Annotated in this window: 19 protein-coding genes and 1 pseudogene; 12 read left to right on the top strand and 8 right to left on the bottom strand. The window is 68.7% G+C overall.

Going from position 1 to position 21148, the window contains the following annotated elements; all coding sequences use genetic code 11:
• Positions 1–146 precede the first annotated feature (146 nt).
• A complete protein-coding gene (locus ACH4YL_RS06485) occupies positions 147–1208 on the top strand; it encodes a hypothetical protein (RefSeq protein WP_398505397.1) in 1062 nt (353 codons plus the stop codon).
• Positions 1209–1423: 215 nt separating this feature from the next.
• Here the strand turns inward: ACH4YL_RS06485 and ACH4YL_RS06480 are convergent, their stop codons facing one another.
• The gene (locus tag ACH4YL_RS06480; protein ID WP_398505396.1) at positions 1424–1804 is read right to left on the bottom strand and encodes a MerR family transcriptional regulator; all 381 of its coding nucleotides are present in this window, start codon (positions 1802–1804) and stop codon (positions 1424–1426) included.
• A gap of 117 nt (positions 1805–1921) precedes the next feature.
• Here ACH4YL_RS06480 and ACH4YL_RS06475 point away from each other — a divergent pair, with 117 nt between their 5' ends.
• The 3 genes from ACH4YL_RS06475 to ACH4YL_RS06465 all read left to right on the top strand — a co-directional run bounded on the left by ACH4YL_RS06475 (position 1922) and on the right by ACH4YL_RS06465 (position 4337).
• On the top strand, positions 1922–2995 hold the full coding sequence (locus ACH4YL_RS06475; RefSeq protein ID WP_398505394.1) for an alkene reductase: 1074 nt from the start codon (positions 1922–1924) through the stop codon (positions 2993–2995).
• A 237-nt stretch (positions 2996–3232) separates the two neighbouring features.
• Entirely contained in the window at positions 3233–3757 is a 525-nt protein-coding gene (locus tag ACH4YL_RS06470) for a hypothetical protein (RefSeq protein ID WP_398505393.1), read from the top strand.
• Positions 3758–3896: 139 nt separating this feature from the next.
• A complete protein-coding gene (locus ACH4YL_RS06465; RefSeq protein ID WP_398505392.1) occupies positions 3897–4337 on the top strand; it encodes a VOC family protein in 441 nt (146 codons plus the stop codon).
• 46 nt (positions 4338–4383) lie between these two features.
• Here the strand turns inward: ACH4YL_RS06465 and ACH4YL_RS06460 are convergent, their stop codons facing one another.
• Positions 4384–5199, bottom strand: coding sequence for a DUF899 domain-containing protein (locus ACH4YL_RS06460; RefSeq protein WP_398505391.1), 816 nt, complete (start codon positions 5197–5199; stop codon positions 4384–4386).
• 294 nt (positions 5200–5493) lie between these two features.
• Between ACH4YL_RS06460 and ACH4YL_RS06455 the strand changes: the two genes are divergently transcribed.
• From ACH4YL_RS06455 to ACH4YL_RS06440, 4 genes and pseudogenes are all read left to right on the top strand, one after another.
• Positions 5494–6696, top strand: coding sequence for an NAD(P)/FAD-dependent oxidoreductase (locus ACH4YL_RS06455; protein WP_398505390.1), 1203 nt, complete (start codon positions 5494–5496; stop codon positions 6694–6696).
• 10 nt (positions 6697–6706) lie between these two features.
• Positions 6707–7645: a sigma-70 family RNA polymerase sigma factor gene (locus ACH4YL_RS06450; protein ID WP_398505389.1), complete on the top strand. Its 939-nt coding sequence runs from the start codon at positions 6707–6709 to the stop codon at positions 7643–7645.
• An 820-nt stretch (positions 7646–8465) separates the two neighbouring features.
• Complete coding sequence (locus tag ACH4YL_RS06445; protein ID WP_398505387.1) at positions 8466–9125, top strand: class I SAM-dependent methyltransferase; 660 nt, start codon at positions 8466–8468, stop codon at positions 9123–9125.
• A 141-nt stretch (positions 9126–9266) separates the two neighbouring features.
• A pseudogene (locus ACH4YL_RS06440) lies at positions 9267–9693 on the top strand (IS5/IS1182 family transposase); the annotation flags it as partial.
• Between the two features lie 126 nt (positions 9694–9819).
• Here ACH4YL_RS06440 and ACH4YL_RS06435 read toward each other — a convergent pair.
• The gene (locus ACH4YL_RS06435) at positions 9820–10266 is read right to left on the bottom strand and encodes an anthrone oxygenase family protein (protein WP_398505386.1); all 447 of its coding nucleotides are present in this window, start codon (positions 10264–10266) and stop codon (positions 9820–9822) included.
• 91 nt (positions 10267–10357) lie between these two features.
• Between ACH4YL_RS06435 and ACH4YL_RS06430 the strand changes: the two genes are divergently transcribed.
• Positions 10358–10936 carry a TetR/AcrR family transcriptional regulator gene (locus ACH4YL_RS06430; RefSeq protein ID WP_398505385.1) on the top strand — a complete coding sequence of 193 codons (579 nt, stop codon included), beginning with the start codon at positions 10358–10360 and terminating at the stop codon, positions 10934–10936.
• Positions 10937–11663: 727 nt separating this feature from the next.
• Here the strand turns inward: ACH4YL_RS06430 and ACH4YL_RS06425 are convergent.
• Entirely contained in the window at positions 11664–12203 is a 540-nt protein-coding gene (locus ACH4YL_RS06425; RefSeq protein ID WP_398505383.1) for a GNAT family N-acetyltransferase, read from the bottom strand.
• Positions 12204–13032: 829 nt separating this feature from the next.
• Positions 13033–13305, bottom strand: a complete 273-nt coding sequence (locus ACH4YL_RS06420; RefSeq protein WP_398505381.1) for a hypothetical protein — start codon at positions 13303–13305, stop codon at positions 13033–13035.
• A gap of 631 nt (positions 13306–13936) precedes the next feature.
• Between ACH4YL_RS06420 and ACH4YL_RS06415 the strand changes: the two genes are divergently transcribed.
• The 3 genes from ACH4YL_RS06415 to ACH4YL_RS06405 all read left to right on the top strand — a co-directional run bounded on the left by ACH4YL_RS06415 (position 13937) and on the right by ACH4YL_RS06405 (position 17335).
• Positions 13937–15268, top strand: coding sequence for an ice-binding family protein (locus tag ACH4YL_RS06415; protein WP_398505379.1), 1332 nt, complete (start codon positions 13937–13939; stop codon positions 15266–15268).
• Between the two features lie 242 nt (positions 15269–15510).
• Positions 15511–16122 carry a DUF5819 family protein gene (locus ACH4YL_RS06410; protein ID WP_398505627.1) on the top strand — a complete coding sequence of 204 codons (612 nt, stop codon included), beginning with the start codon at positions 15511–15513 and terminating at the stop codon, positions 16120–16122.
• The gene (locus ACH4YL_RS06405; RefSeq protein WP_398505378.1) at positions 16112–17335 is read left to right on the top strand and encodes an HTTM domain-containing protein; all 1224 of its coding nucleotides are present in this window, start codon (positions 16112–16114) and stop codon (positions 17333–17335) included. The genes ACH4YL_RS06410 and ACH4YL_RS06405 overlap by 11 nt, the downstream gene beginning before the upstream one ends.
• Before the next feature lie 558 nt (positions 17336–17893).
• On the opposite strand, the gene ACH4YL_RS06400 is transcribed toward ACH4YL_RS06405, so the two are convergent.
• The 3 genes from ACH4YL_RS06400 to ACH4YL_RS06390 form a co-directional block, all read right to left on the bottom strand.
• Positions 17894–18637 carry a ComF family protein gene (locus ACH4YL_RS06400; RefSeq protein WP_398505377.1) on the bottom strand — a complete coding sequence of 248 codons (744 nt, stop codon included), beginning with the start codon at positions 18635–18637 and terminating at the stop codon, positions 17894–17896.
• Positions 18634–19599 (bottom strand): DNA-processing protein DprA, encoded by a 966-nt coding sequence (locus ACH4YL_RS06395; protein WP_398505376.1) that lies wholly within the window; start codon positions 19597–19599, stop codon positions 18634–18636. Before ACH4YL_RS06395 ends, ACH4YL_RS06400 begins: the two co-directional genes overlap by 4 nt.
• 178 nt (positions 19600–19777) lie before the next feature.
• Positions 19778–21028: an HAD family hydrolase gene (locus ACH4YL_RS06390; RefSeq protein ID WP_398505374.1), complete on the bottom strand. Its 1251-nt coding sequence runs from the start codon at positions 21026–21028 to the stop codon at positions 19778–19780.
• Positions 21029–21148 lie beyond the last annotated feature (120 nt).

The raw sequence follows: 21148 nt of genomic DNA, 5'->3' as shown, positions 1-21148 counted from the left end.
ACTCCCCCGCCCGCAGCCGGTCCGCCCGTACTCCAACGCCGTCCGCGGCAGCGTCGACGCCGCGCTCAATCACTCACAGCTTTGCGCGAAGAACGCATCAGACGAACGCATCCGAAGAACGCATCAACAGACGGAGGAAGATTTCCATGAAGCTCAAGCTCGTGCTCGCTGCCGCCGCTTTCACCGCAGTGCTCACCACCGGTACCGCCGTCATGACGGCCGCCGCCTCCACGGATGACGGCCGGCCGAGGCACAGGATCGAGCAGACCGAAAACGCCGCGCACAACGTCATCAAGGCCAACGGCCCGGGGGTGTTCCCCCACTCGGTCGACTACAACCGGCAGTCGAAGAGCTTCGTCGTCGGCTCGCTGAAGCACAGCACGATCTCCACCGTCGGTCTCGACGGAACGGTGCGCACCCTCGTCGACGACCCGAGCCTGGTGTCCGTCCAAGCGGTCCGCGTCGACCGCGACAGGCACCGCGTTCTCGCCAGCAACGTGGACTACGGCCTTGCCGACCGCTCGTCCAAGGACACCACGTTCCGTGTCGCCGGAGTGGGCAGTTACGACCTGACCAGCGGCAAGCGTCGCTGGTACGCCGATCTGGCCAAGGTCGCCGCCGACGGCAAGCAGCACTTGATCGCCGATGTGACGGTGGCGCCCGACGGCACCGCGTACGCGGTGGACCAGCTCACCCCGACGGTGTTCCGCATCGACCGCAAGGGCCGCGCCTCGGTCCTCCTGCGCAGCGATCTCCTGAAGGGAACGGTCGACGTTCCCAACTTCCTGTCCGGCATCGGGATGACCGCGGTGGCGTGGACGCCGCAGAACCACCTCGTCATCGCCAAGGCCGACGGCTCTCTGGTCCGGGTACCGGTCAACCACCCCGAGCGGGCCCGGAAGGTAGCGCTCTCCGCGCCGTTGGCCACCCTCACCGCCGGCATCCGGGTGCTGCCGGACGGCTCCATCGCAGCGGTCAGCAGCGGCCTCCTGACCGGCAAGCCCGCTCAGATCCAGCGGGTGCGCCCGTGCGACGACTGGAAGTACGCCACGTTGGATGTCACCGACACCGTCGCGGCCCCCGTCACCAGCGGCATCGCCGCGGGTCCCCACGGGTCGACCTTCGCCCTCAGCGGTGGGCTGCCCGACCTGCTGATGGGCAAGCCCAACAACGGATTCACGCTGACCCCGGTCAAGGTCAAGAACTAGAGAAGCCATCCGCCAACCGATCGACGGGGTTGCGGGATCGAACACGGGTCCTGATCGGGTGATGGCGGTGACGTCCGTGATGGTGGTGACGTCGGCGCATGAAGGCAGGGCCTCTCGGCAGCTCGGGGTTGCGAAACCAACCGATGTGCCAGGAGGCCCTGTTGTCGCTGTTGTCGCTGTTGTCGCTGTCGTACGTCCCCGAGCCCGTGCGGTAGTCAGCCGGCAGCCGCGGCCGTCCCCAGCTGTTCCCGGTGCGCCCGGGCCGTGGCCATCAGCCCGTCGAGCGTGTCCCTGGTCCGCACGAGGTCGGCGATGTGCGTGGAGAGCCGCTCGCGCTCCAGTGCCATCCGCTCCAGCGCAGAATCGGAGTGCTCCTCACTGGGCGCGTCGACGCAGGGCAGCAGCTCGACGATGGTGCGGCTGGACAGGCCCGCGGCGTACAACCGCTGGATGAACGCGACCCGATCGACCTCGCCGTCCGTGTAGTGCCGCTGCCCGCTGGGACTGCGGGTGCTGGCGAGGAGCCCCTGCTCCTCGTAGTAGCGCACGGACCGGACGCTGACTCCAGCCCGTGACGCGAGCTCCCCGATCCGCATAAGGCCCTCCCGGCTGAGTTCTGCGTCACAGACACTTGCCTCTGACGTCAGTGTCAGGTTTTAGCGTAGCCGATGTGCCCGAGGCGCGGGCACGGCGGACCGCGAAGGAGTCCTGACATGACGACCCTTTTCACCAGCTACCGGCTCGGCGGCCTCACGCTGCCCAACCGGATGGTCATGGCCCCGATGACCCGGGTCCGGGCCGCCGCCGGTGGCCTGGCGACGCCGTCGATGGCGACCTACTACGCCCAGCGCGCCACGGCCGGGCTGATCGTGAGCGAGGGAGTGCAGCCGAGCGTGATCGGGCAGTCCAACCCGGGTACACCGGGACTGCACACCGACGAGCAGGTCGAGGCATGGCGTCCCGTGACCGCCGCCGTCCACGCCAACGGCGGACGGATCTTCGCCCAACTCATGCACGGCGGCCGGGTTTCACACTCCGACACGACCGGCCTGCAGCCGGTCGGACCCTCGGCCGTCCCTGCCGTCGGCGACGTGTTCACCCCGACCGGGCCCAAGCCCGCTCCGATGCCGCGCGCACTGGACACAGCCGAAGTGCCCGAGCACGCACAGTCCTACGCCCGGGCCGCCCGCCGTGCCGTCGACGCGGGCTTCGACGGCGTGGAACTGCACGGCGCCAACGGCTACCTGATCTCGCAGTTCCTCTCGTCCAACGCCAACCTGCGCACGGACCGCTACGGAGGCCCGATCGCCAACCGGATCAGATTCGCCGTCGAAGCGGCCGCCGCCACCGTCGAGGCCGTCGGCGGGGCCAGGACCGGCATCCGGCTCTCACCGGGCGGAACGTTCTGGGGAGTCGAGGACACCGAGGTCCGCGACCTCTACACCGCGCTGCTGACCGAACTGGCCCCCCTCGGGCTGGCATACGTGCACGTCGAAGCCACCGCCGACGAAGAGGTGCTCGTCGCCCTGCGCCGGGCGTGGCCGGGCACCCTCGTCATGAACCCCGTGCTTCCGATGGGACCGAAGCAGACCGGCCGGGACGACGCCGACCACTGGCTCGGCCTGGGCGCCGATCTCATCAGCTTCGGCCGCGCCTTCCTCGCCAACCCCGACCTGGTCGAGCGGCTGCGGGGCGGACTTCCGATCGCCCCCGTCGACGAGGCCACGTACTACCAGGGTGGTGACGCGGGCTATCTGACCTACTCGACCCACCAGCACGCGGCTTGACTCCGAGCTGCGGCGAGCGAACGAACCCAGCGCGGGCAGGGCTGCACTGACTCGCTGACCTGCACATTCGCGACTCCGTCCACGCCGTGGTGCCATCGGAAACACGGGTGGTGCCATATTTGGCTCGCCTTGGTGTCACGCATGTGCCAAGATGGCACCACAGGCAGCGCACGCCTCGGCCTCGCAGACCGAGGCGTGCGCGTTTCGCGGAGTGAGCCATCAAATGGGGGACGGGTCATGGAGAGAGAACAGGGCCAGGAGCAGACGGCACCCGGCGCCTTCACCGCCTTCGCCCGCTTCGTGCTCTGCGGCGGCGGGGTCGGGCTCGCCTCCAGCTTCGCCGTGGCGGCCCTCGCCTCCTGGATTCCCTGGGTCCTGGCCAACGCGCTGATCACCGTGGTCTCCACGCTGCTCGCCACCGAGCTGCACGCCCGCTTCACCTTCGGCGCGGGCGGGCGCGCGACCTGGCGCCAGCATGCGCAGTCGGCCGGGTCCGCGGCGGCTGCGTACGCGGTGACCTGCGTGGCGATGCTTGTCCTGCAGCAGCTGGTGGCGGCGCCCGGTGCGGTGCTCGCGCAGGTCGTCTACCTGTCCGCCTCCGCACTCGCCGGTGTCGCGCGGTTCGCGGTGCTGCGCCTCGTCGTCTTCGCGCGGAACCGCTCGCAGGCCGCGGCCACCGTCCGCACCGGCCGTCCCGTGCACGCGACCGTGGCCCGCGCCTCGGCCCCGGCCGGCCCCGAGGTGCTCTGCTACGCCGCCTGACGTACGGCTGGCGCGTGAAGGGCACTGCCGCGTCACGAGGTTCTCGAGAAGAAGTTGCAGAGGATGTCGAGAACGGCCTGGCGGCTCCGTCTCAGGGGTGGATGCGGCCACCCTGGCTGCCGTACCAAGGAGACCCAGCATGACGATCCAGCGGATGGACAACGTCCTCATCGTTGTCGACGACCTTGACGCTGTTATTTCGTTCTTCGTCGAACTTGGCATGGAGTTGGAGAACAAGGCGCCAATCGAGGGACGTTGGGTGGAGCGTGTCATCGGGATCGACGATGTCCGACAGGACGTCGCAATGCTGCGGACCCCGGACGGCCACGGGCGAATCGAGCTGGCGATGTTCCGCAGGCCGAAGGCGATCAGCGCCGAGCCGAAGGACGCACCGGCGAACACGCTGGGCATTCGTCGCATCATGTTCGCCGTCGACGACATCGAGGACGTCGTCGCCCGCCTGCGCACCCACGGCGCCGAACTCGTCGGCGAGCTGGCGCAGTACGAGGACATCTATCGGCTCTGCTACGTCCGCGGCCCCGAGGGCATCGTCGTCGGACTGGCCGAACAGCTCAACTGAAGGCCGCCGAAGGGACCGTGCGCCCAAAGAACCATCCGGGCACCGGTCAGTGGTGGTGACCGTGCCGGCCGAGGGTCTCCACGGGAGTCGCGCCGGGCCGGGTCCACTGCGGCACGGGCCGGCTGGTCGGGCCCCAGGTGGCGACGCCGTCGGCGTCCGAGCGCCAGTACCAGCAGGCCTGGCGGCCCTCGGACGGGTGCCCCTCACGGACATCGCCGATCACGGGCCGGCCCTCGGGGTTGTCCTCCCACGCCTCGCCGCGGCCGTAGGGCGTCATGTCGAGCAGGCTGAGGGAGCCGTTGACCGGCTCGTTGCCACGGCCCGTCGTGGAGTAGGTGAGGAACACGCGGTCGCCGTCGCGCAGGAAGCAGACGATGTGCCCCATTTCTCCGCCGACCGGCGCCTCCACGCCCCGCACCGAGTACCAGGGCTGGCTGTAACCCATGAACTCGACGAAGGAAGCCACCTCGTCCCACGGGCCCGAGGTCAGGACGGCGAACGAGACGCCCCGGGCGTTGAGGTAGACGGCGTCCTTCACGTGCCAGGCCGTCGTGGTGCAGCCCTCGCACTGCCCCTGGTGCGGCGCGCCGTCGTACCACATGTGCTTGTAGACCACGAGCTCGTCGCGACCCTGGAACAGGTCGAGGAACGGGACCGGCCCGTCAACGCCGGTGACCTCGACCGCGCCGTCGAACTCGACCATCGGCAGCCGCCGCCTGGCCGCGGCGATCGCGTCACCCTCACGGGTGTGCGCCTTCTCGCGGACCAGCAGCTCCTCGCGCGCCTTCTGCCAGGTGGCCAGGTCGACGACGGGCGGCTTGCCGGGGAGGTTGCTGCTCGCGTTGCCGGGCGTGGTCGTCATGGGTGTCCTCCGTGGTGTCTCGTGCCGGGCAGCGTCGTACGACGTCCTACGACGCACACCAGAACAGACTCGCGACCCGGCCGGAACTCATCGCGGCATGGGGCGCCCTCGGCCGAGCCTGCACGGACCACGTCGGACTGGCAAGTTCACAGACGCGCTCTGAGAGCCCAACGAGCATCTGCCGGAGGCTCAGCCGCACGTCTTGGTTCGGTGACCCGCGTCACACCCGGCTCCTGTCAGCAATCGGGGCGCCGTCTCGTTCAAGGGGCACGCGAACGAGACAGGAGCAACGCCATGAAGCACCGCATCGTCGTACTCGGCGCCGGATACGCCGGGGCCTTCGCCGCCGGAAACCTGGCTCGTCGGCTCTCCTCCGCCGACACCGAGATCACCGTCGTCAACGCCGTGCCCGACTTCGTTGAGCGGATGCGGCTCCACCAGCTCGCGATCGGCCAGGACCTCGCGTTCCGCAAGCTCGACGACGTATTCGCGGGCACCGGGGTGCGGCTGCGCCTGGCGCGCGTCACCGGCGTCGACCCCGAGCGCAGGACCGTCGCCGTGACGAGCGAGGACGGCGACGGCGACGGCGACGGCGAGCTCGCGTACGACACGCTTCTCTACGCGCTCGGCAGCTCCGTGGCCCACCATGGCGTCCCCGGCGTGGCCGAGTACGCCTTCGATGTGACCGGCCGGTCCTCGGCGCTGCGGCTGCGCGAGCGCCTGGCCGGCCTGGGCGAGGGCGGCACCGTGCTGGTCGTCGGTGAGGGGCTGACCGGCATCGAGACCGCCACCGAGTTCGCCGAGTCCCGGCCCGACCTCTCGGTCGCGCTCGCCGCCCGCGGTGAGCTGGGCGCCTGGCTCTCCCCGAAGGCCCGCCGTCACCTGCGCCAGGCCTTCGACCGGCTCGGCATCACCGTCCATGAGCACACCGGCATCGAAGCCGTCGAGCCGACGCGGGCGATCGCCGCCGACGGTACGTCCATCCCTGCCGACGTGACCGTGTGGTCGGCCGGGTTCGCCGTGCACCCCATCGCGGCCGCCAGCGGCCTGGAGGTCGCCGAGACCGGCCAGATCGTCGTCGACCGCAGCATGCGCTCGGTCTCGCACCCGGACGTCTACGCCGCCGGTGACTGCGCCTACGCGATCGGCGAGAACGGCCGGCCGCTGCCGATGTCCTGCGGCTCGGCCGGCTACACCAACATGCAGGCGACCGCTGCGATCATCGCGCGCCTGACGGGCAACAAGGTCCCGACCACCGCGCTGAAGTACTACGGCAACCACATCAGCCTCGGGCGGCGGGACGCGATCTTCCAGATGGTGGACGGGGACGTCCGGTCGAAGTCCTGGTACCTGGGCGGCAAGGCCGCCGCACGGCTCAAGTCGGGCGTGCTCAAGGGGGCCGGGTGGGCCATCGTCCACCCCACCTTCGGCATGCCGAAGCGCAAGCGCCGCCTGGCCACCGCGCCTGACCGGGCCGGTGTGAGGGTCGCCGCATAGGTTGTTCCGCATGGACAGTGCAGCCATCGATCTGTTCGAGGCCAGCCGGGGCCGGCTGGCCTCGCTGGCGTACCGTCTGCTCGGCTCGGCCGCCGACGCCGAGGACGCCGTGCAGGACACGTTCCTGCGCTGGCAGGCCGCAGACCGCGAACGGGTCGAGATGCCGGAAGCGTGGCTGACCAAGGTCGTCACCAATCTCTGCCTCGACCGGCTCCGCTCGGCGCAGGCGCGCCACGAGCGAGCGGCCGGTGCCTGGCTGCCCGAGCCACTCCTCGAGGGCGACCCGATGCTCGGCCCGGCCGACACCTTCGAGCAGCGCGAATCGGTTTCCTTGGCCGTACTGACCCTCTTGGAGCGCCTCTCGCCGGTCGAGCGGGCCGTCTACGTCCTGCGTGAGGCCTTCTCGTACAGCCACGCCGAGATCGCCGGGATCCTCGACATCACCGAGTCCGCGAGCCAGCAGCATGTCCACCGGGCCCGGATCCGGGTCGCCGCCGAGCGCCGCCGCGGCGGCGAGGCCGACCCCGCGTCCGCGCGCCGGGTCGTCGAGGAGTTCCTCGCCGCCGCCACGTCGGGGCGCACCGAACGGCTGGTGGCGCTGCTCACCGACGACGTGACGGCGATCTCGGACGGCGCCGGACTGGCCAAGCGGCTGTTGCGGTACAAGACGCGCGAGCGGGTCGCCTCCTACGTGCGGGCCGGCTTCAAGCCCACGCCGGCGAAGCGGCGGCTGGCCGGCGGCTCGCCCGCAATCCATATCGCGCTGGTCAACGGCTCCCCGGCCGTCCTCGCCGTGGTCGACGACCGGGTCGTGGGAGCCGTGGCGTTCGAAGTCAGCGACGGCAAGATCGCGTCCCTGCGCGGCATCGCCGCAGCGGACCGGCTCGGGCGCCTCAACGAGGCCTGGCGGCAGCACGAGCACGACGCGCCGGTCATCAACGCATGGTGACCAGAGCCACCGAAATCCAGTGACCTGAGCCGGAGCGAGGATGGCACGCCTTCGGCCCCGCGCTGCACAGCAGTACGGGGGCCGAAGCACGTCGGTCTCCAGAATCAGACTCGGCCAGGCAGTTCGGACCCCCGATGGCCAACTATCGGTCGACACAGTGGCCAACGTCGACACAGTGGCCAACCAGGAATCGTCACGGAGGGCGGCCCAGGGCGGATCCGAGCGCCCCTGGCCACCCATCGCTCGAAGTCACAGCCTCGATCGTGTCCCCTGTGTCGCGGAACCCGCTGCGCGGTTCATCAGTCCGAGAGCTCCCTGGGACGCGGCCTGGACTCCAGCCAGCGAATGGCCACCCCTCGCGTTCGACACCCGCCTTTCGGAGTTTGAGCGGACGGACCTGAGAGGCACGTGACTGCGTGAAGCATGACGGTTCACGATCACTCAACGCCGGGCATGTCCCACGTCGTTGATGTCAGCCGAGGGCCCTGACTCCCGAGCAGATCGAATCGCCCCTCGCAATTCATCCCCTACGAAACTGAGCGCGGACAGCCGCCAGTTGCGCGGTACCGATCCGGAGTCGCCCATTCCCTATCACGGCCGCCCTCGGGCGGTCTGCGGCACGGAACGGCCCAACCTCCGGCCGCAGGCCCTGCCACAAGGCCCGCCAGACCGCCGTTCTGCGGGACCTAGAGGGAAGTGCGAAGCTGGAGAGGGCTCCCCAAAACCGCCAGCCGGCTCCAACCTGCCTATGTGTGTGTGGGGGGGTGCGGTGGCCCCGGATTCTTGATGCGGCGACCGGCTCCTGGGCTAGCCTGCGGGTGTGAGCACCGGACGGGAAGGCCCAGAGGCCGAGCGGTGGTTGGCGGATACCCGGGCGTCCTACGATGCCGACGCCACCAGCTACGCGGACGAGGTGCGAAACCTCCTGGCCGAACTGCCGGCCGAGCGGGAGGTCATGGCGCTGTTCGCCGAGTGGGTGCGGGCGCACGGCGGCGGGCCCGTCGCGGACGTGGGGTGCGGGCCCGGGAGGATCACCGCCCACCTGAGGAACCTCGGCGTGGACGCCTTCGGTATCGATCTGTCGCCCCGGATGATCGAGGTGGCGCGGAGTGAGCATCCCGGTCTGCGGTTCGAGGTGGGGTCGATGACTCAACTCGGCCTTGCGGACGGTGCGTTGGCCGCCCTGATCGCCTGGTACTCGATCATTCACGTCCCCGATGACGCGATCGGCGCGGTCCTTGCCGACTTCCGTCGGGTGCTGCGGCCCGGCGGTCTGCTGCTGCTGGGTTTTCACGTCGGCGACGCCTCACCGCCCAAGCCGCAGGAGAACGGCGAGAGCTGGCCGGAGTCCTGCGTCCGTCGTCGCCGGCCGAGTCAAGTGGCTGCCTGGCTCGACGAGGCCGGCTTCACCGTCGAGGCCCACCCCACGCTCACGTCGGCCGCGCGTACGCTCGGCGGAGTGCTGCTGGCGCGCCGCTAGGTGATGGTTGGGCCCCGGGGGCTTGACGTGGCGAAGCCCCTGATAGACGAGTTCACGACCGAGGTCGCTCGTCTCACCAGAAGCTTCGTCGTGCTTGCCTCCCCGTCCGCGATCGACCTGTCCAGCTCGCACTTGCGCCTGGCCGCCGACGGCCCGCAGTTCATCCCCGTTCTGGACAAGGTGCGCGTCCGCGGGCCCGTCGGCCGTCCCCGCACCCGCCCGGACGCGGTCGCCGGGGACAAGGCGACTCGTCCCGCGGCAACCGCGCCCACCTGCGCAGGCGCGGCATCAAGGCCGTCATCCCGGAGAAACGGGACCAGGCCGCCAACCGGAAGAGGAAGGGCCGTAAAGGGGGACGCCCCGTCGACCACGACGCGGAGCTCTGCAAGGAGAGGAACACCGTGAGCGCCTGATCAACAAGTTCAGGGGGTGGCGGGGCATCGCGACCCGCTACGACAAGAGCCCGGAAAGCTACCTCGCCGGGCTTCACCTGCGTGCCTCGGTGATCTGGATCAAAGACCTCAGCCGAACCAGAGCCGAGAGCCGCGCAGGTCATCGAGGGGCGTAGCTTGTCGGGATCGCAGTGGTGGGCTCTTGGTGGCGGCTGCATTCCCGGATGTCGGGATTTCGGTGGCCCGCTGCCGCTCGGGGAGTGGGGATTGTGCGCCACGGAGCGCGGTGTCGGCCCGCGGGCTCAGGTGAGGGCGGCGGCCAGCAGGGCGAAGGCGGCGATGATGACGGCGACGCGGACGTAGTGGTAGCGGTCCCAGCGGTTCATCTGCTGCTTCCAGTCGGCGGGTCGGTTGTCGGGGGTCCAGGTCTTGCCCCGGTTGTTGATCGGTACGAGTAGCAGGATCGACATGATCACGCTGAGGATGAGCAGTGCGGCGGCGGTGACGACGAGGCTGGTGCCGTGGTGGTGCCATCCGGCGATGGCCCAGATCGCGACGAGGACGAGCGAGGTGATGTACCAGACCGGCATCACGGCGCCGAGCATCCGGCCCCCGTGGGCGCGGCCAATCAGGCCGTTGTCGCCGGGGAGGGCGTTGAGGATTCGGTTGATGACGAATGCGACGGAGAACTCCACCCCCACCATCACGCCGACGACCACGGTGGTGAAGACCTGGAGTGCGTTGAGCATGATGACCCCTCCTGGGATCTAGCGTCACTAGATGATGAGGCAACGCTAGTACTGCTGCCGCTCGCTTGTCTAGCGATGCTAGGATCGAGCCATGTCGGTACAGGAACGCAAGGAGCGCGAACGGGCGGGCCGCGAACGCCTCATCGTGGCGACGGCCCGCGAACTCGCCGAGCAGCAGGGCTGGGACGCGGTCACCACCCGCCGGCTCGCCGAGCGCATCGAATACAGCCAGCCCGTCCTCTACAGCCACTTCCGCGGCAAGCGCGAGATCATCGGCGCCGTCGCCCTCGAGGGTGCCGCCGAAATGGCCGCGGCACTGCGGGCCGCGACCTCCGCCGCGGACGGCCCTCGCACCCGGGTCATCGCCCTCGCCCGCACTTACCTCGACTTCGCCGAGCGCAACCCGGCGGTCTACGACGCCATGTTCCAGCTCGACGGCGGCCTGGCGTTCGCGCACGAGGACACCCCAGAACCTCTGAAGGACGCCTTCGCCGCCCTGCTGGAAAGCCTCGGCGAGGTCGCCGGCGACGGCGTCCACCCGGCGCTGTTCACCGAGGTGTTCTGGGCGGCCCTGCACGGGCTGGCGACCCTGACCCGGGCGGGACGGCTGCCGCCGGAGGACACCGAGCGGAGGACGGAACTACTGGTGGACCGGCTCGCCATGCTCTGACGCACCGTCCCGGCGGGCACGCAGCCGGGGTCCTCGGGCCCTGCTGCCTGCCTGCGGCGTCGCTTCCGGTCACTCGCGCCCACACGGCGCAGCCGCAGATCGCCGGGCCCCGTACCCCCGACGGGGCACCCGCCCCGGAAGCTGCGGTGCTCATTGATCACGACCCGATACGCGCCCCAGCGCCGTGAGCTCAGTGGGCGAGTTCCAACGTGCTGTGCCCCGCGATGGGACTCGCCCAGGCTGACTCCCCATCCATCGTGTGGTCTTGCCCGGTGTGTCATCGTATCTGGCGGTTGGTCTGGACAGTCTGCGTGCGCAAGTTCGGCCTGTTCGGGGGCCTGGATGCTTACGCGGGCGGACCGCCGGCCAGCGGCGTCAGGCGCCCGACGCGTTCGTGCCGTACCTTCCGTACTGTCGGCGGCCCCGACAACCGTCGCCCCCCTGGCACCGACGGCCGTCCGAACTGTCCCCACTGCGACCAGCCCGTCACGATCGTCGCCCTGCTCGCCACCCAGGAAGCCGCCCGCCCCACGATCACCAACCGCGTCACCGACATCGCCCGCTCAGACGCCTCCAGTGAGCATCGGCTGACCGTCACCGATCACCGGGCCTGCCGACCTGCCGGTCGGCGGGCTCACAACGCGGCTTCGTCCACGAGTTCGACCGCGTAGGGCTCCGTCCTAGCAGTGCCTGTTGCGTAGGGGCTCCGCGGCCGTCGAGCACGAGCTCAAGCGGACGGCGTGACCGGGGACCGCAAGCCGAGCCACTGCTCGGCGTCCCAGGCCTGGAACCGCTCTACCTCGGTGAACCCCAGCTTTGCCGCGAGGCGCATCGAGCCGACATTGGCGGTCTGGGTGGTGAGCACCACCGGATCGCCGGGAAGGACGCCGTCGAACCAATTGAGTGCCGCCGCACACGCCTCGGCGGCATACCCGAATCCCCACGCCCGCGGCAGGAACAGGTAGCCGAGATCGGCCTTCCCCGCAGCAGCCGGGCGACGATGCTCCGTTGCCTTCCTGAGCAGGATCTGGCCGATCATCGCCCCGTCGAGATCAACGACGAAACTCCCCGGCCACCGCTCGGGCACCCCGGGCATCTCGCGCTCAAGCTCGTCACGCGACCGGGGGCCGCCAAGGTAGGTGTGCACCTCTGGCGACGCCAGCAGCTCGATGAACGCCGCACGGTCCCGAGCCTCGGGCTCACGGAGCACGAGCCGCTCGGTCTTGATCGGGGCAGGCGGCCAGGCGACGGGCCCGAGTTCAGTCATGCCGACCAACCAATCAGCAGGCTCGGCAACGATCAAGGCTCGCGGACCGATCAAGCCGGCCCGGGTCCCACACTCGCCACCGGGGCCGTACAGGCCCGATCCAATTCACCCGCCAGGCACCAGGTACGGCCAAAACCATACATTTTTGGTGATCAAGGACCGCTCTCCGCTCCCCATCTTCCCCAGACAGTTCAAAGACCAAGCAAGTGGGGCGCGGAGCAGCCCCGGCCGTTTTCAAAGGTCCCCATCAGCGCTACGCGCTAGATGAGCCACTCGGTAGTTGCGGACGTACTTCTGCGCCATTGAGAGCTGCTTCATCGGTTCCTAGGGCTGACTCAGACGCCGCGACAGGCAAGGGGTGGGAGTCCATTCTCAGCGCGTATGACTTCGGCGTCTTCACCGCAGCCATCAGCGCTCGAACCAGCAGATCGAAAGGGCCTGGAGGCGGCCGAAGAAGAATGAGACGGCCAGCAGATCACTGCGGCCCTGCGGTGATCCACGGAGGCGTCACCCTCACCTCAATCGGGTAAGGGGGTGCCGTCTTTCGCGTTGTCTTGGTCAGCCCGAGCATTCAAGGCAAGCACCGGAGCCGGCTGGAGGTGTTGGTGGGCAACGCCGTGAGGCCGGTGCGGCGGACGGACATCCATTGGACGGGGTCAGGGGCTGTGGTGTCGCGCCGACGACTGAGACAACGGCCCCGGCGTATACACGCCGGGGTCGCCCTTCCGGGCGGTTGCACGTGAGAGTGCACCAACCCAAGTTCTATGTTACTGCCCTATTGCCGGGCAAAGTGGTCCTCGCATGGGTCGGAAGGTGCCCGAGCATCGCGTCAACCGCTCTCTTCTTCTTCCGCCTCCATACGCCGAATGCCCCGGTGTGTCAGCGTGACCATGACGGGAGTATTGCCCGTGGCCCAGTCGACCTCGATCAGCTCCTCACCCACGAGGTACGTGCAGGCGGCGGCCAGATCTTCTTCGCTGATCCCGAGATCGTGAAGCAGCCGCGCCCCGGTGACACCCAGTAGGCGGTTGCCTTCAGTGGTCTCGTACAGAGCCTGCATGATCTTTTCGCGGTACGCCTTCCGCTCGACCAGTGATGCCATGACGCCCTTTCCTCCTCAGCGGTGCACCGCTACACGCGAGCCGTCCGGGAACAGCCGCAGCCAACTCGCGCCGGTAGCTCTCCGCCTTTCCAGCATGCCCCCGTTCGCTCGCGGACGCCGAGAAATAGTCAGGGCCTGCGGAGCGACTGAGGTTGTCAGGCGAGTTCGCTGAGGAAGTCCGAGAGCAAGGCGTGCAGGGTAGACGGTGTCGCCGGTGCGGGCTCGAAGAAGGGAGCGCGAATTCCCCCGATTCCACTGCCAGTAGGGCCAAGCGAATTGGCGACGAATAGATCGCCACGCCCGTTCTGCGGCGAGTTCGTGAAATCACCTGACTGGCGGCACATCTCCGTGTGCGGCGGGGTTGGATTTATTGGGCAGGCGTGCGGCGCTGCCCCTTGTGAGTTAATCGAGCTCCGCCCATTCGGGGGAATGTCGGATGATCGACAATACGAGTTTGAATATTTTCACCGCACTTTGCGCCGTTGAATGTGTTCGTATTAATCCCCCCTCTATCCTTACTCATTGTTGGCGTGTGGAATTTCCTGCGTAATATGCAGCGACAGCAACAAGGCTTCCCGGGCGATCGGTAGGGCCCGGTACGCCACGGCCCCCCACAGGAAATGGCCTCTTGATGAAGCTGAAAATCCCTCAAGCGGCTCAGCGCCGCACTTTGTCCGGCTGGCTGGCCTCGGCCCTCGCCGCAACGGTTGCCGCTGTGATGGTCGCTGTGACGCCGACGCAGGCGCTGGCCATCGCAATCCCCGTACCTCTGGCCACCACCGCCAGCTACTCCGTTCTGGCCGGTGCGGGAGTCACCAACACCGGCCCCACGGTGATCGACCACGACCTCGGGACGCACCCGACCCCGTCCATCACCGGATTCCCGCCCGGAATTGTGCTCGGTGCCGTGCACGCTGCGGACGCTGCGGCCCTCCAGGCCAAGAGCGACCTGGTCACGGCGTACAACCAAGCGCAGGGCCAGGCCGAGGACTTCGACCTTCCGGCGGCAATCGGCACGGGGTCGTCGGGCCCCTCAGAGCTGATTCCGGGCGTCTACACGAGGGACCCCGCCGGCGGTGTCGGACTCACCGGCGACCTGATCCTTAACGCGGGGGGAAACCCCAACGCGGTCTGGGTGTTCCAGATTCCTGAAGCCCTGACCACGGCGACCTCCAGCCGGATCCTCCTCACGAACGGCGCTTCGGCGTGCAACGTGTTCTGGCAGATCGGGAGTTCGGCGACCCTCAACACCAACACCACCTTCGTGGGCACCATCATGGCTCTGACCTCGATCTTCCTGCGAACGGGGACGAACATCGAGGGCCGGGCGCTCGCCCGTAACGGCCAGGTGACGATGGACACCAACAGGATCTTCCTCGGCGGGTGCGCTGCCGGTGGAACTGCCGGAACGACCACCGGAACGACCACCGGAACGACGACCGGCGCAACCGCTGGAACGCCGACTGCCGGATCGACGACCGGCACGACCGTGGGCCTGATCGGTGGTGGCCTCCTGGGCGGACCGAGCGTCGGCCTCGTGAGCGGCGGCACCTCGGGGAACATCTCCGGCAACACCTCCGGGAACACCGCGGGCAACACCGCCGGGAACACGACCGGCGGGGACACGTCGGGCAACTCCGCCGGGAACACGACCGGCGGGAACACCACCGGAGGGACCATCACCGGCGGGAACGTCGCCGGCGGGAACGGTCATGGCGGACCGGACCAGGGCGGTGGCCCTGACCACGGCGGCGGCCCGGACCACGGCGGCAGGCCGGGCGATGACCAGGGTGGGCCGGACCATGGCGGGCCGGACCACGGTGGACGGCCGGACCACGGAGGTGGACCCGGTAAGCCGGGCCACGACCAAGGCGGGAAGCCTGACGACCACTACGGCTACGGCGACAAGCCCGGGGGCCACGAAGGCCATGGCCATGAGGGCCACCAAGGTCACGAGGGCTAGGCAGCAGGCTGCACGAAGCCCGTTCATCGGATGACGGCGCGCGGCGGAATCCTCATCGAATCCGCCGCGCGCCATCGGTGAGAGTCCCAGAGAACTCAGGCGAGCAGCAGATATGAGAAAGACAGGGTGGGCGGGTGTCGAGCGGAATTGATTCAGCGGGCGTGAAGGAACTTCATCAGTCCGATTCCGGCCCGGTCCCCAAGCAGCATCACGACGAAGCGGTCGGGACCGGCAAGTGGCCCATGGGCGCTCGTGCACTGAAAGCAGGGCTGCACACCGCCGTAGTCCTCTGTCTGGTGACGACTCTGGTCCATGTCGTCATGGTGTTCCTTCATGTGGCCCCCGCCAACCCTGTATCGAAGCGGTACAGCCCACAGGTCAATGGATGGGTGTATCCGCTCTTCGAACAGAATTGGCGGCTCTTCGCTCCGGACCCCGACTCCTTCAACCGGCAAGTCCTGGCGAGAACCGCGCACACTGACTCCAACGGATCGGTGCGGGTGAGCTCCTGGTTCGACCTGGCTGCCGTGGACAATTCCGCCGTCGAGCACAACGTATTTCCGAGCCATACGTCACAGAACCTTCTGCGCCGCGCCTGGACCTCCTATGTCGATACACACGGAGGAAGCGACACGGCACGCTCGGAACGGGCCGTGATGTTGCAGAAGTATCTGCGCAACATCGCTGCGGACCGCGTCGCTGCGCACAACGACGGCGGGACTTTCGACTTCATTCAGCTTCGGGTCGTCACACTGCCCGTCGCTGCCCCCGGCACAGCAGCCGGGAACCGCCCGCCGACGCCCACCGACAACCGGCTCCTGCCCTGGTGGAAGGTGACCCCCCATGGGAAATGAGCAGATCCCCCAGCTCCCCTCCACGGCAGCAACGCCGCACCGACCTGCGGCCCAAGAGACTTCGCTCGCCGGCACAGCCCACCGGTGGCTCCTCGACCGGATCGGTGCTCTGTGGGCGCTTCTCACCGATCGGCCACTGTCCCTGTATGCCGCGTCGGTCCTGCGCATCGGCTACGGGCTGCTCTACCTGATCTTTCTGCTACGCGAGTTGCCGCACCGTGACGAGATCTGGGGCCCCAACTCCCCCTGGACACCCGCGCTGGCACAACAGCTCTTCGACCAGACGGGCTGGAACAGCATCCTGATCCTGTCCGAAAGCCGTGCCTACTTCGAACTCTGCTACGTGCTGGCCCTCGTCACGTCCGCGCTGTTCATGCTGGGCTGGCGGACCCGCGTCATGTCCATCCTCTTCGCCGTCGTGGTGACCTCGTTCCATGCCAGATCGATCTTCATGACCGATGGTGGCGACAACCTGGTCCTGCTGATGACCCTCTACCTCGTCCTCACCGCGTGCGGTCGGCGCTGGTCCCTGGACGCACGCAGAAACCGGCTCAAGACGGCTCGCGCGGGCAACACGCCGGAGCCGGCGAGGAGCTTCTACGCCCAGCAACTCCGCGATGCCCGCATCACCTTGACCACGGTGGTGCACAACTGCGGCATCTTCGTCATCGCGGCACAAGTCTGCTTCCTCTACGGATCAGCCGGCCTGTACAAGATCCAGGGCCCTACCTGGGGCGGCGGCACCGCTCTCCACTACGCCCTGAACCTCGAACTCTTCCAGCCCTGGCCCGCACTCTCCCACCTCGTGGACGAGTACCCCATGGTGATCGCGATCGCCGGCTACGTGACGGTGCTCTTGCAGGTCGCCTTCCCGTTCGTGCTCTTCGGCAGGCTGAAGTACCCCGTTCTGGCCGTGCTGCTGGGCATGCACATCGGTATCGCCGTGCTCATGGGGCTGCCCCTCTTCTCCGGCGCGATGATCATTGCGGACGCCGTGTTCCTCCCCGACCGCTTCTACACCTTCCTGCCTCACCTGTGGCGACGCGCAGCACAGCGCACAGGAATGCGGCGGCCGGCACCCGGCCGAGCGGCGGGATCCGGATCCGTACCTTCGCAGGGCAGGCCCGGCGTACCCAGCGCCAAGCATCGAGCGACTCCGCCAGGGCAGAAAGACACCACGCTGGCTACCGAGCTCGCGTCCGATCAGAGCTGAGCGGCCGCGCGGAGTGGTCATCCTCGACCGCCTCAAGGACCCCCGGGCCTCTGAGGCGATCGGAGACCGGTCCATGCGCGGGCTCAGAGTACGGGCGTGACCTGCGGGTTCTCGGCACTCGCAGGCCGGATCCTGGTCCACGCCTGGTCCACACAGGCTGGTCAACGGCGTGACAGACGCGGCTCAGGGTGAGACACGGCGCATGAAGAAGGGGCACCCCGGAAACAGGGGCACCCCTTCTGACCAGCACATACGCTGACCCGCAAGCGGTGGGTGTGGGATTTGAACCCACGGTGACTCGCGCCACGACGGTTTTCAAGAGCGTCGCGTCTACGGCGCCAGCACAGCGCTGACCAGCGAGGCCGCTGCAAACCTGGTGCAAGGAGCACAATCTGGCCCGCACGTGGCCCATAGAACCGCTTCGGGGGCCTGACTTCGACGCCGCTGGCGTTTCGAAAGCGGCCAGGCACCATGCACCCGCACGACGAGGGCTCTGTTCGCAGAGGCTTTGAATCAGCGCTGTCCCGTGGGGCATCGACCAGCGCCGCTCGACCAAGGTCATCCGCTCCAGGGGACGCGCGCCAGGACGAGCCCGCGGACATCGGCGGCTCCGGACGCCCGGAGCCGGAGCGCGACGTGCTGGAGCTGGGACCCGCTGGTGAAGACATCGTCGACCAGCAGGAGCGTGCGCCCCTTGATGTCGCCCGTGTGTCCGGCCCACGTCAGAGCGGCTGCGTGCGCGGCCGCGGCCGCGCGCTTGTCGTCCAGGCTCTTGTTGGCCGAGCGAGGCGTTTCGGTCCCTTTGATCAGGCGGTGGGCGCCCGGCGGACTGAGTGGGAAGGCGTGGGTGACGTCCTCGGTGTAGGCGGCGTCCATGATCGCTTCGATGTGCTGGATCGGCTGGCGGCCGACAGCGGTGGGGTTTCCGACGACATGGTCGACGCCGCGCATCTGTTCGGGGTGGCTCTCCATCCAGCCGACGAGGAGCCTGCCGAAGATCACGGCCCAACCGTATGCCCCGTCGTACTTGAGCCGGTGGATCTTGTCGCGGAGGGCTCCGGAGTACACGGCCACGGCGTCGACGCGGGAGAACCCCCGCTCGGCCTCCGGGAGCGCGCACAGCCGGTTGCCGCACTGCCTGCCGGGCGCGACGGCCTGGGAGCAGACCTGGCAGTGGCTGTCGGCGACGGGCTGAAGGGTGCGTCCGGCGCAGTCGGAGCACAGGCGGGCGGTGCCGGTGACGACGTAGGCGCACACCGGGCAGTTGGGAAAACCTGCCGGATCGGGGAGACCCGTGGTCACAGGTCGGCCAGGGCGAGCTGTTGGCGCTGCTGGCCGGCGGCCTGGATGTCCGCGGCGCGTCCGAGGCGGTCGGTGATGTCGCTGGAGGCGGTGACCAGGATCGCCCGGTCCTCGTCCAGCATCTTCTTGGCCCAGGGCTGGGTGTCGGCGAGTGACCGGATCAGGAAGACGAGCTTGCCGTGCTCGGCGGCGAGGCGTGCCTGCATCTTGGCGCCGGATGTGCTGGAGGCTTCGATGACGACGCTGCCCAGGGTGGTGCCGGAGGTGACGACGTTGCGGCGGGGGAAGGTGTACTTCGCCGGGGCGTTGGTGGGCCAGAACTGGCTGAGCAGGGCGCCGCCGGAGGCGAGGATGGCCTTGGCGAGCGGCCGGTTCTCGGCCGGGTAGATAGGGGCAGCGATGCCGGTGCCCATGACGGCGAAGGTCCGGCTGCCAGCGCTGAGGGTGGCCTGGTGGGCGGCGGCGTCGATGCCCTTGGCCAGTCCGCTGGCGATCACGACGTCGTGTTCGACTAGCTCGCGGGCCATCCGGGCCGCCCGGCGCAGTCCGTCCTCGGAGGCGTGGCGGGTGCCGACGACGGCGATGGAGCGGGCGTCGCGCTGGTCGAGCTCCCCGCGGTAGAAGAGGAACGGCGGAAGGTTGCCGATCACGCGCAGGTTCGCCGGGTAGTCCTCGTCGAGGACCGTGACCAAGCGGGCGCCCGCCTTCCCGGCTGCGGCCAGCTCGTCGTCGACGCGGGCACGGGCGTCGTCGAGGCCGGCGGCCAGGGCCTGCTGCAGCAGGGGCCGGTTCTTGGTGGCGACACGTGAGTCCTCGCGCAGTTGCCCGTCCAGTAGGGCGGCCAGGCCGTCGGGGCTCTGGGCACCGCGGGCGAGCAGGCTCCAGTCGAGGGAGGCGTCGTCGACGCGCAGCGCGCACAGGGTCAGCAGATCGTGCTGGTCAATGGTGATGTCGAGATTCATCAGGGTGAGTCCTTCTACTCGCGGCCCCGGAATGTTCGAAGGATGAAGCGGTGTACTTGGGCCACCTCCATCATGGCGTACGCGGACCTCGTACGGGCGGGAAGGGTGCGGCCGGGTCGATGGTCGGCCCGGCTGCCCTGGTCGGACGTCGGCTGCGGAGACCCGCTGACGCGAAGGATCAGTCGGCGTTCTGCGCGGCGGCGATGAAGTGGGACATCGTGGCCTTGAGCGCGTCGTCGGGGCCCGGGCCCGCGGCTCCGGTGACGGGCGTTGTCACAAAGCTCGTGGCTGCTAGGTGGTAACTGACCTTGTAGGGGTCGATCGTGGTGCCGGGGCTCAGCTGGTAGACGGTGTGGCGGGAGGCGCGGTACTTGCCGATGGTCAGGGCGATGACCTGTTCCGCTTTGGCGCTGGTCAGGAGGGTGTGGGCCCACTCGATGGACTTGCCCTCGGTGGTGAAGTCGTCGAAGACGATCACGGTCTTGCCCTCGAGCTTGCCCCGGTACTTGGGGTTGATCCGGACGGTGCGGGCCTGGGCGGCGATCGAGATGTCCGCCGTGGTCGCCTGGCCGGTGGTCCTTAGCCACCGTTCCAGGCTGGTGTCCGGGGCCTGGGTGACGCGCTCGAGGAGGTCCTCGCGGTAGAAGGAGCCGACCATCACCTTCGCCTTGGTGAGGAAGCCGGCGAGTTGCTGGCTGACCTGGCCCGGGGAGCTGCTGGGGTAGACGCAGAAGAGGCTGCGGTGGGGCAGGGTGCCGTCGAGGTAGGCGGAGGACAGCAGGCGGAGCATCAGGATGTCGCGGGCGTCCTGGGTCCCGACGGCGATGGTCTGGCCGCGGGTGAAGACGTCCTGGAGCTCGAAGGTCCTGTTGGCGGTGCGGGGGAACCGCACGTTGGGGGGCAGCAGGGAGCGGATCTTGAAGGAGCGGGCGGGGTCGTCGTGGCTGAAGGCCCAGCGGGGCTCGTCCAGGAGGAAGTGCTCCAGGAGCTCACCGACGTCAGCCGGCTCGTCGGCACCCAGAGTGAGCATGCCCTTGTTATCGCGGACGGAGCTGGCCCAGCGGGCGTGGACGTGAACGACGCCGGCGTTGATGCCGGTGCGCCAGTCCCATTCCGAGGTGCCGACGAGCACGATCTGGTTCGTGCGCAGTTTGAGGCTGTCGGCGACCGCCTGCAGCCAGGCACCGCTGCCGCGGGCCGGTTTGCCGGGGATGTCGTCGCGGGACAAGTGGAGGGCGGGCGCGGGCAGGCCGGCAGCCCTCAGGGCGGCCTCGGCGTCGACCGGATCGCTGGTGAGCAGCACGAAGGAGACATCGCGTTCGTCGAGCCACTGAAGGAACTCGGCGATCCCGTCGTGGGCCCGCCCGGGGGCTCGCAGGACCGCCTTGTGGTCGATCGCGACCGCGCGCACCGTGCTCTTGTCGTCCATCCCGCCCCCACTGCTGTTGCACCGTGATCATGATCTGACCCTCTTGCCATGATCTCAGCCGGTCTGACCGCGCACGTACCGTTTCCAGTTCTCCGCCGCACGGCCCCAGCATGACCACGG

The sequence above is a fragment of the Streptomyces sp. NPDC020681 genome (assembly GCF_044334895.1).
Lineage (GTDB): Bacteria > Actinomycetota > Actinomycetes > Streptomycetales > Streptomycetaceae > Streptomyces.
Note: the sequence above shows the minus strand (reverse complement) of the source record. Positions and strands in the feature narration are given on the sequence as shown.

Coding starts and splice junctions, on each gene's coding strand:
- ACH4YL_RS06455 (WP_398505390.1), top strand. CDS start 5,494: ATGAAGCACCGCATCGTCGTACTCGGCGCCGGATACGCCGGGGCCTTC.
- ACH4YL_RS06450 (WP_398505389.1), top strand. CDS start 6,707: ATGGACAGTGCAGCCATCGATCTGTTCGAGGCCAGCCGGGGCCGGCTG.
- ACH4YL_RS06485 (WP_398505397.1), top strand. CDS start 147: ATGAAGCTCAAGCTCGTGCTCGCTGCCGCCGCTTTCACCGCAGTGCTC.
- ACH4YL_RS06480 (WP_398505396.1), bottom strand. CDS start 1,804: ATGCGGATCGGGGAGCTCGCGTCACGGGCTGGAGTCAGCGTCCGGTCC.
- ACH4YL_RS06415 (WP_398505379.1), top strand. CDS start 13,937: ATGAAGCTGAAAATCCCTCAAGCGGCTCAGCGCCGCACTTTGTCCGGC.
- ACH4YL_RS06435 (WP_398505386.1), bottom strand. CDS start 10,266: ATGCTCAACGCACTCCAGGTCTTCACCACCGTGGTCGTCGGCGTGATG.
- ACH4YL_RS06405 (WP_398505378.1), top strand. CDS start 16,112: ATGGGAAATGAGCAGATCCCCCAGCTCCCCTCCACGGCAGCAACGCCG.
- ACH4YL_RS06475 (WP_398505394.1), top strand. CDS start 1,922: ATGACGACCCTTTTCACCAGCTACCGGCTCGGCGGCCTCACGCTGCCC.
- ACH4YL_RS06410 (WP_398505627.1), top strand. CDS start 15,511: ATGGGCGCTCGTGCACTGAAAGCAGGGCTGCACACCGCCGTAGTCCTC.
- ACH4YL_RS06470 (WP_398505393.1), top strand. CDS start 3,233: ATGGAGAGAGAACAGGGCCAGGAGCAGACGGCACCCGGCGCCTTCACC.
- ACH4YL_RS06420 (WP_398505381.1), bottom strand. CDS start 13,305: ATGGCATCACTGGTCGAGCGGAAGGCGTACCGCGAAAAGATCATGCAG.
- ACH4YL_RS06395 (WP_398505376.1), bottom strand. CDS start 19,599: ATGAATCTCGACATCACCATTGACCAGCACGATCTGCTGACCCTGTGC.
- ACH4YL_RS06460 (WP_398505391.1), bottom strand. CDS start 5,199: ATGACGACCACGCCCGGCAACGCGAGCAGCAACCTCCCCGGCAAGCCG.
- ACH4YL_RS06425 (WP_398505383.1), bottom strand. CDS start 12,203: ATGACTGAACTCGGGCCCGTCGCCTGGCCGCCTGCCCCGATCAAGACC.
- ACH4YL_RS06465 (WP_398505392.1), top strand. CDS start 3,897: ATGACGATCCAGCGGATGGACAACGTCCTCATCGTTGTCGACGACCTT.
- ACH4YL_RS06430 (WP_398505385.1), top strand. CDS start 10,358: ATGTCGGTACAGGAACGCAAGGAGCGCGAACGGGCGGGCCGCGAACGC.
- ACH4YL_RS06390 (WP_398505374.1), bottom strand. CDS start 21,028: ATGGACGACAAGAGCACGGTGCGCGCGGTCGCGATCGACCACAAGGCG.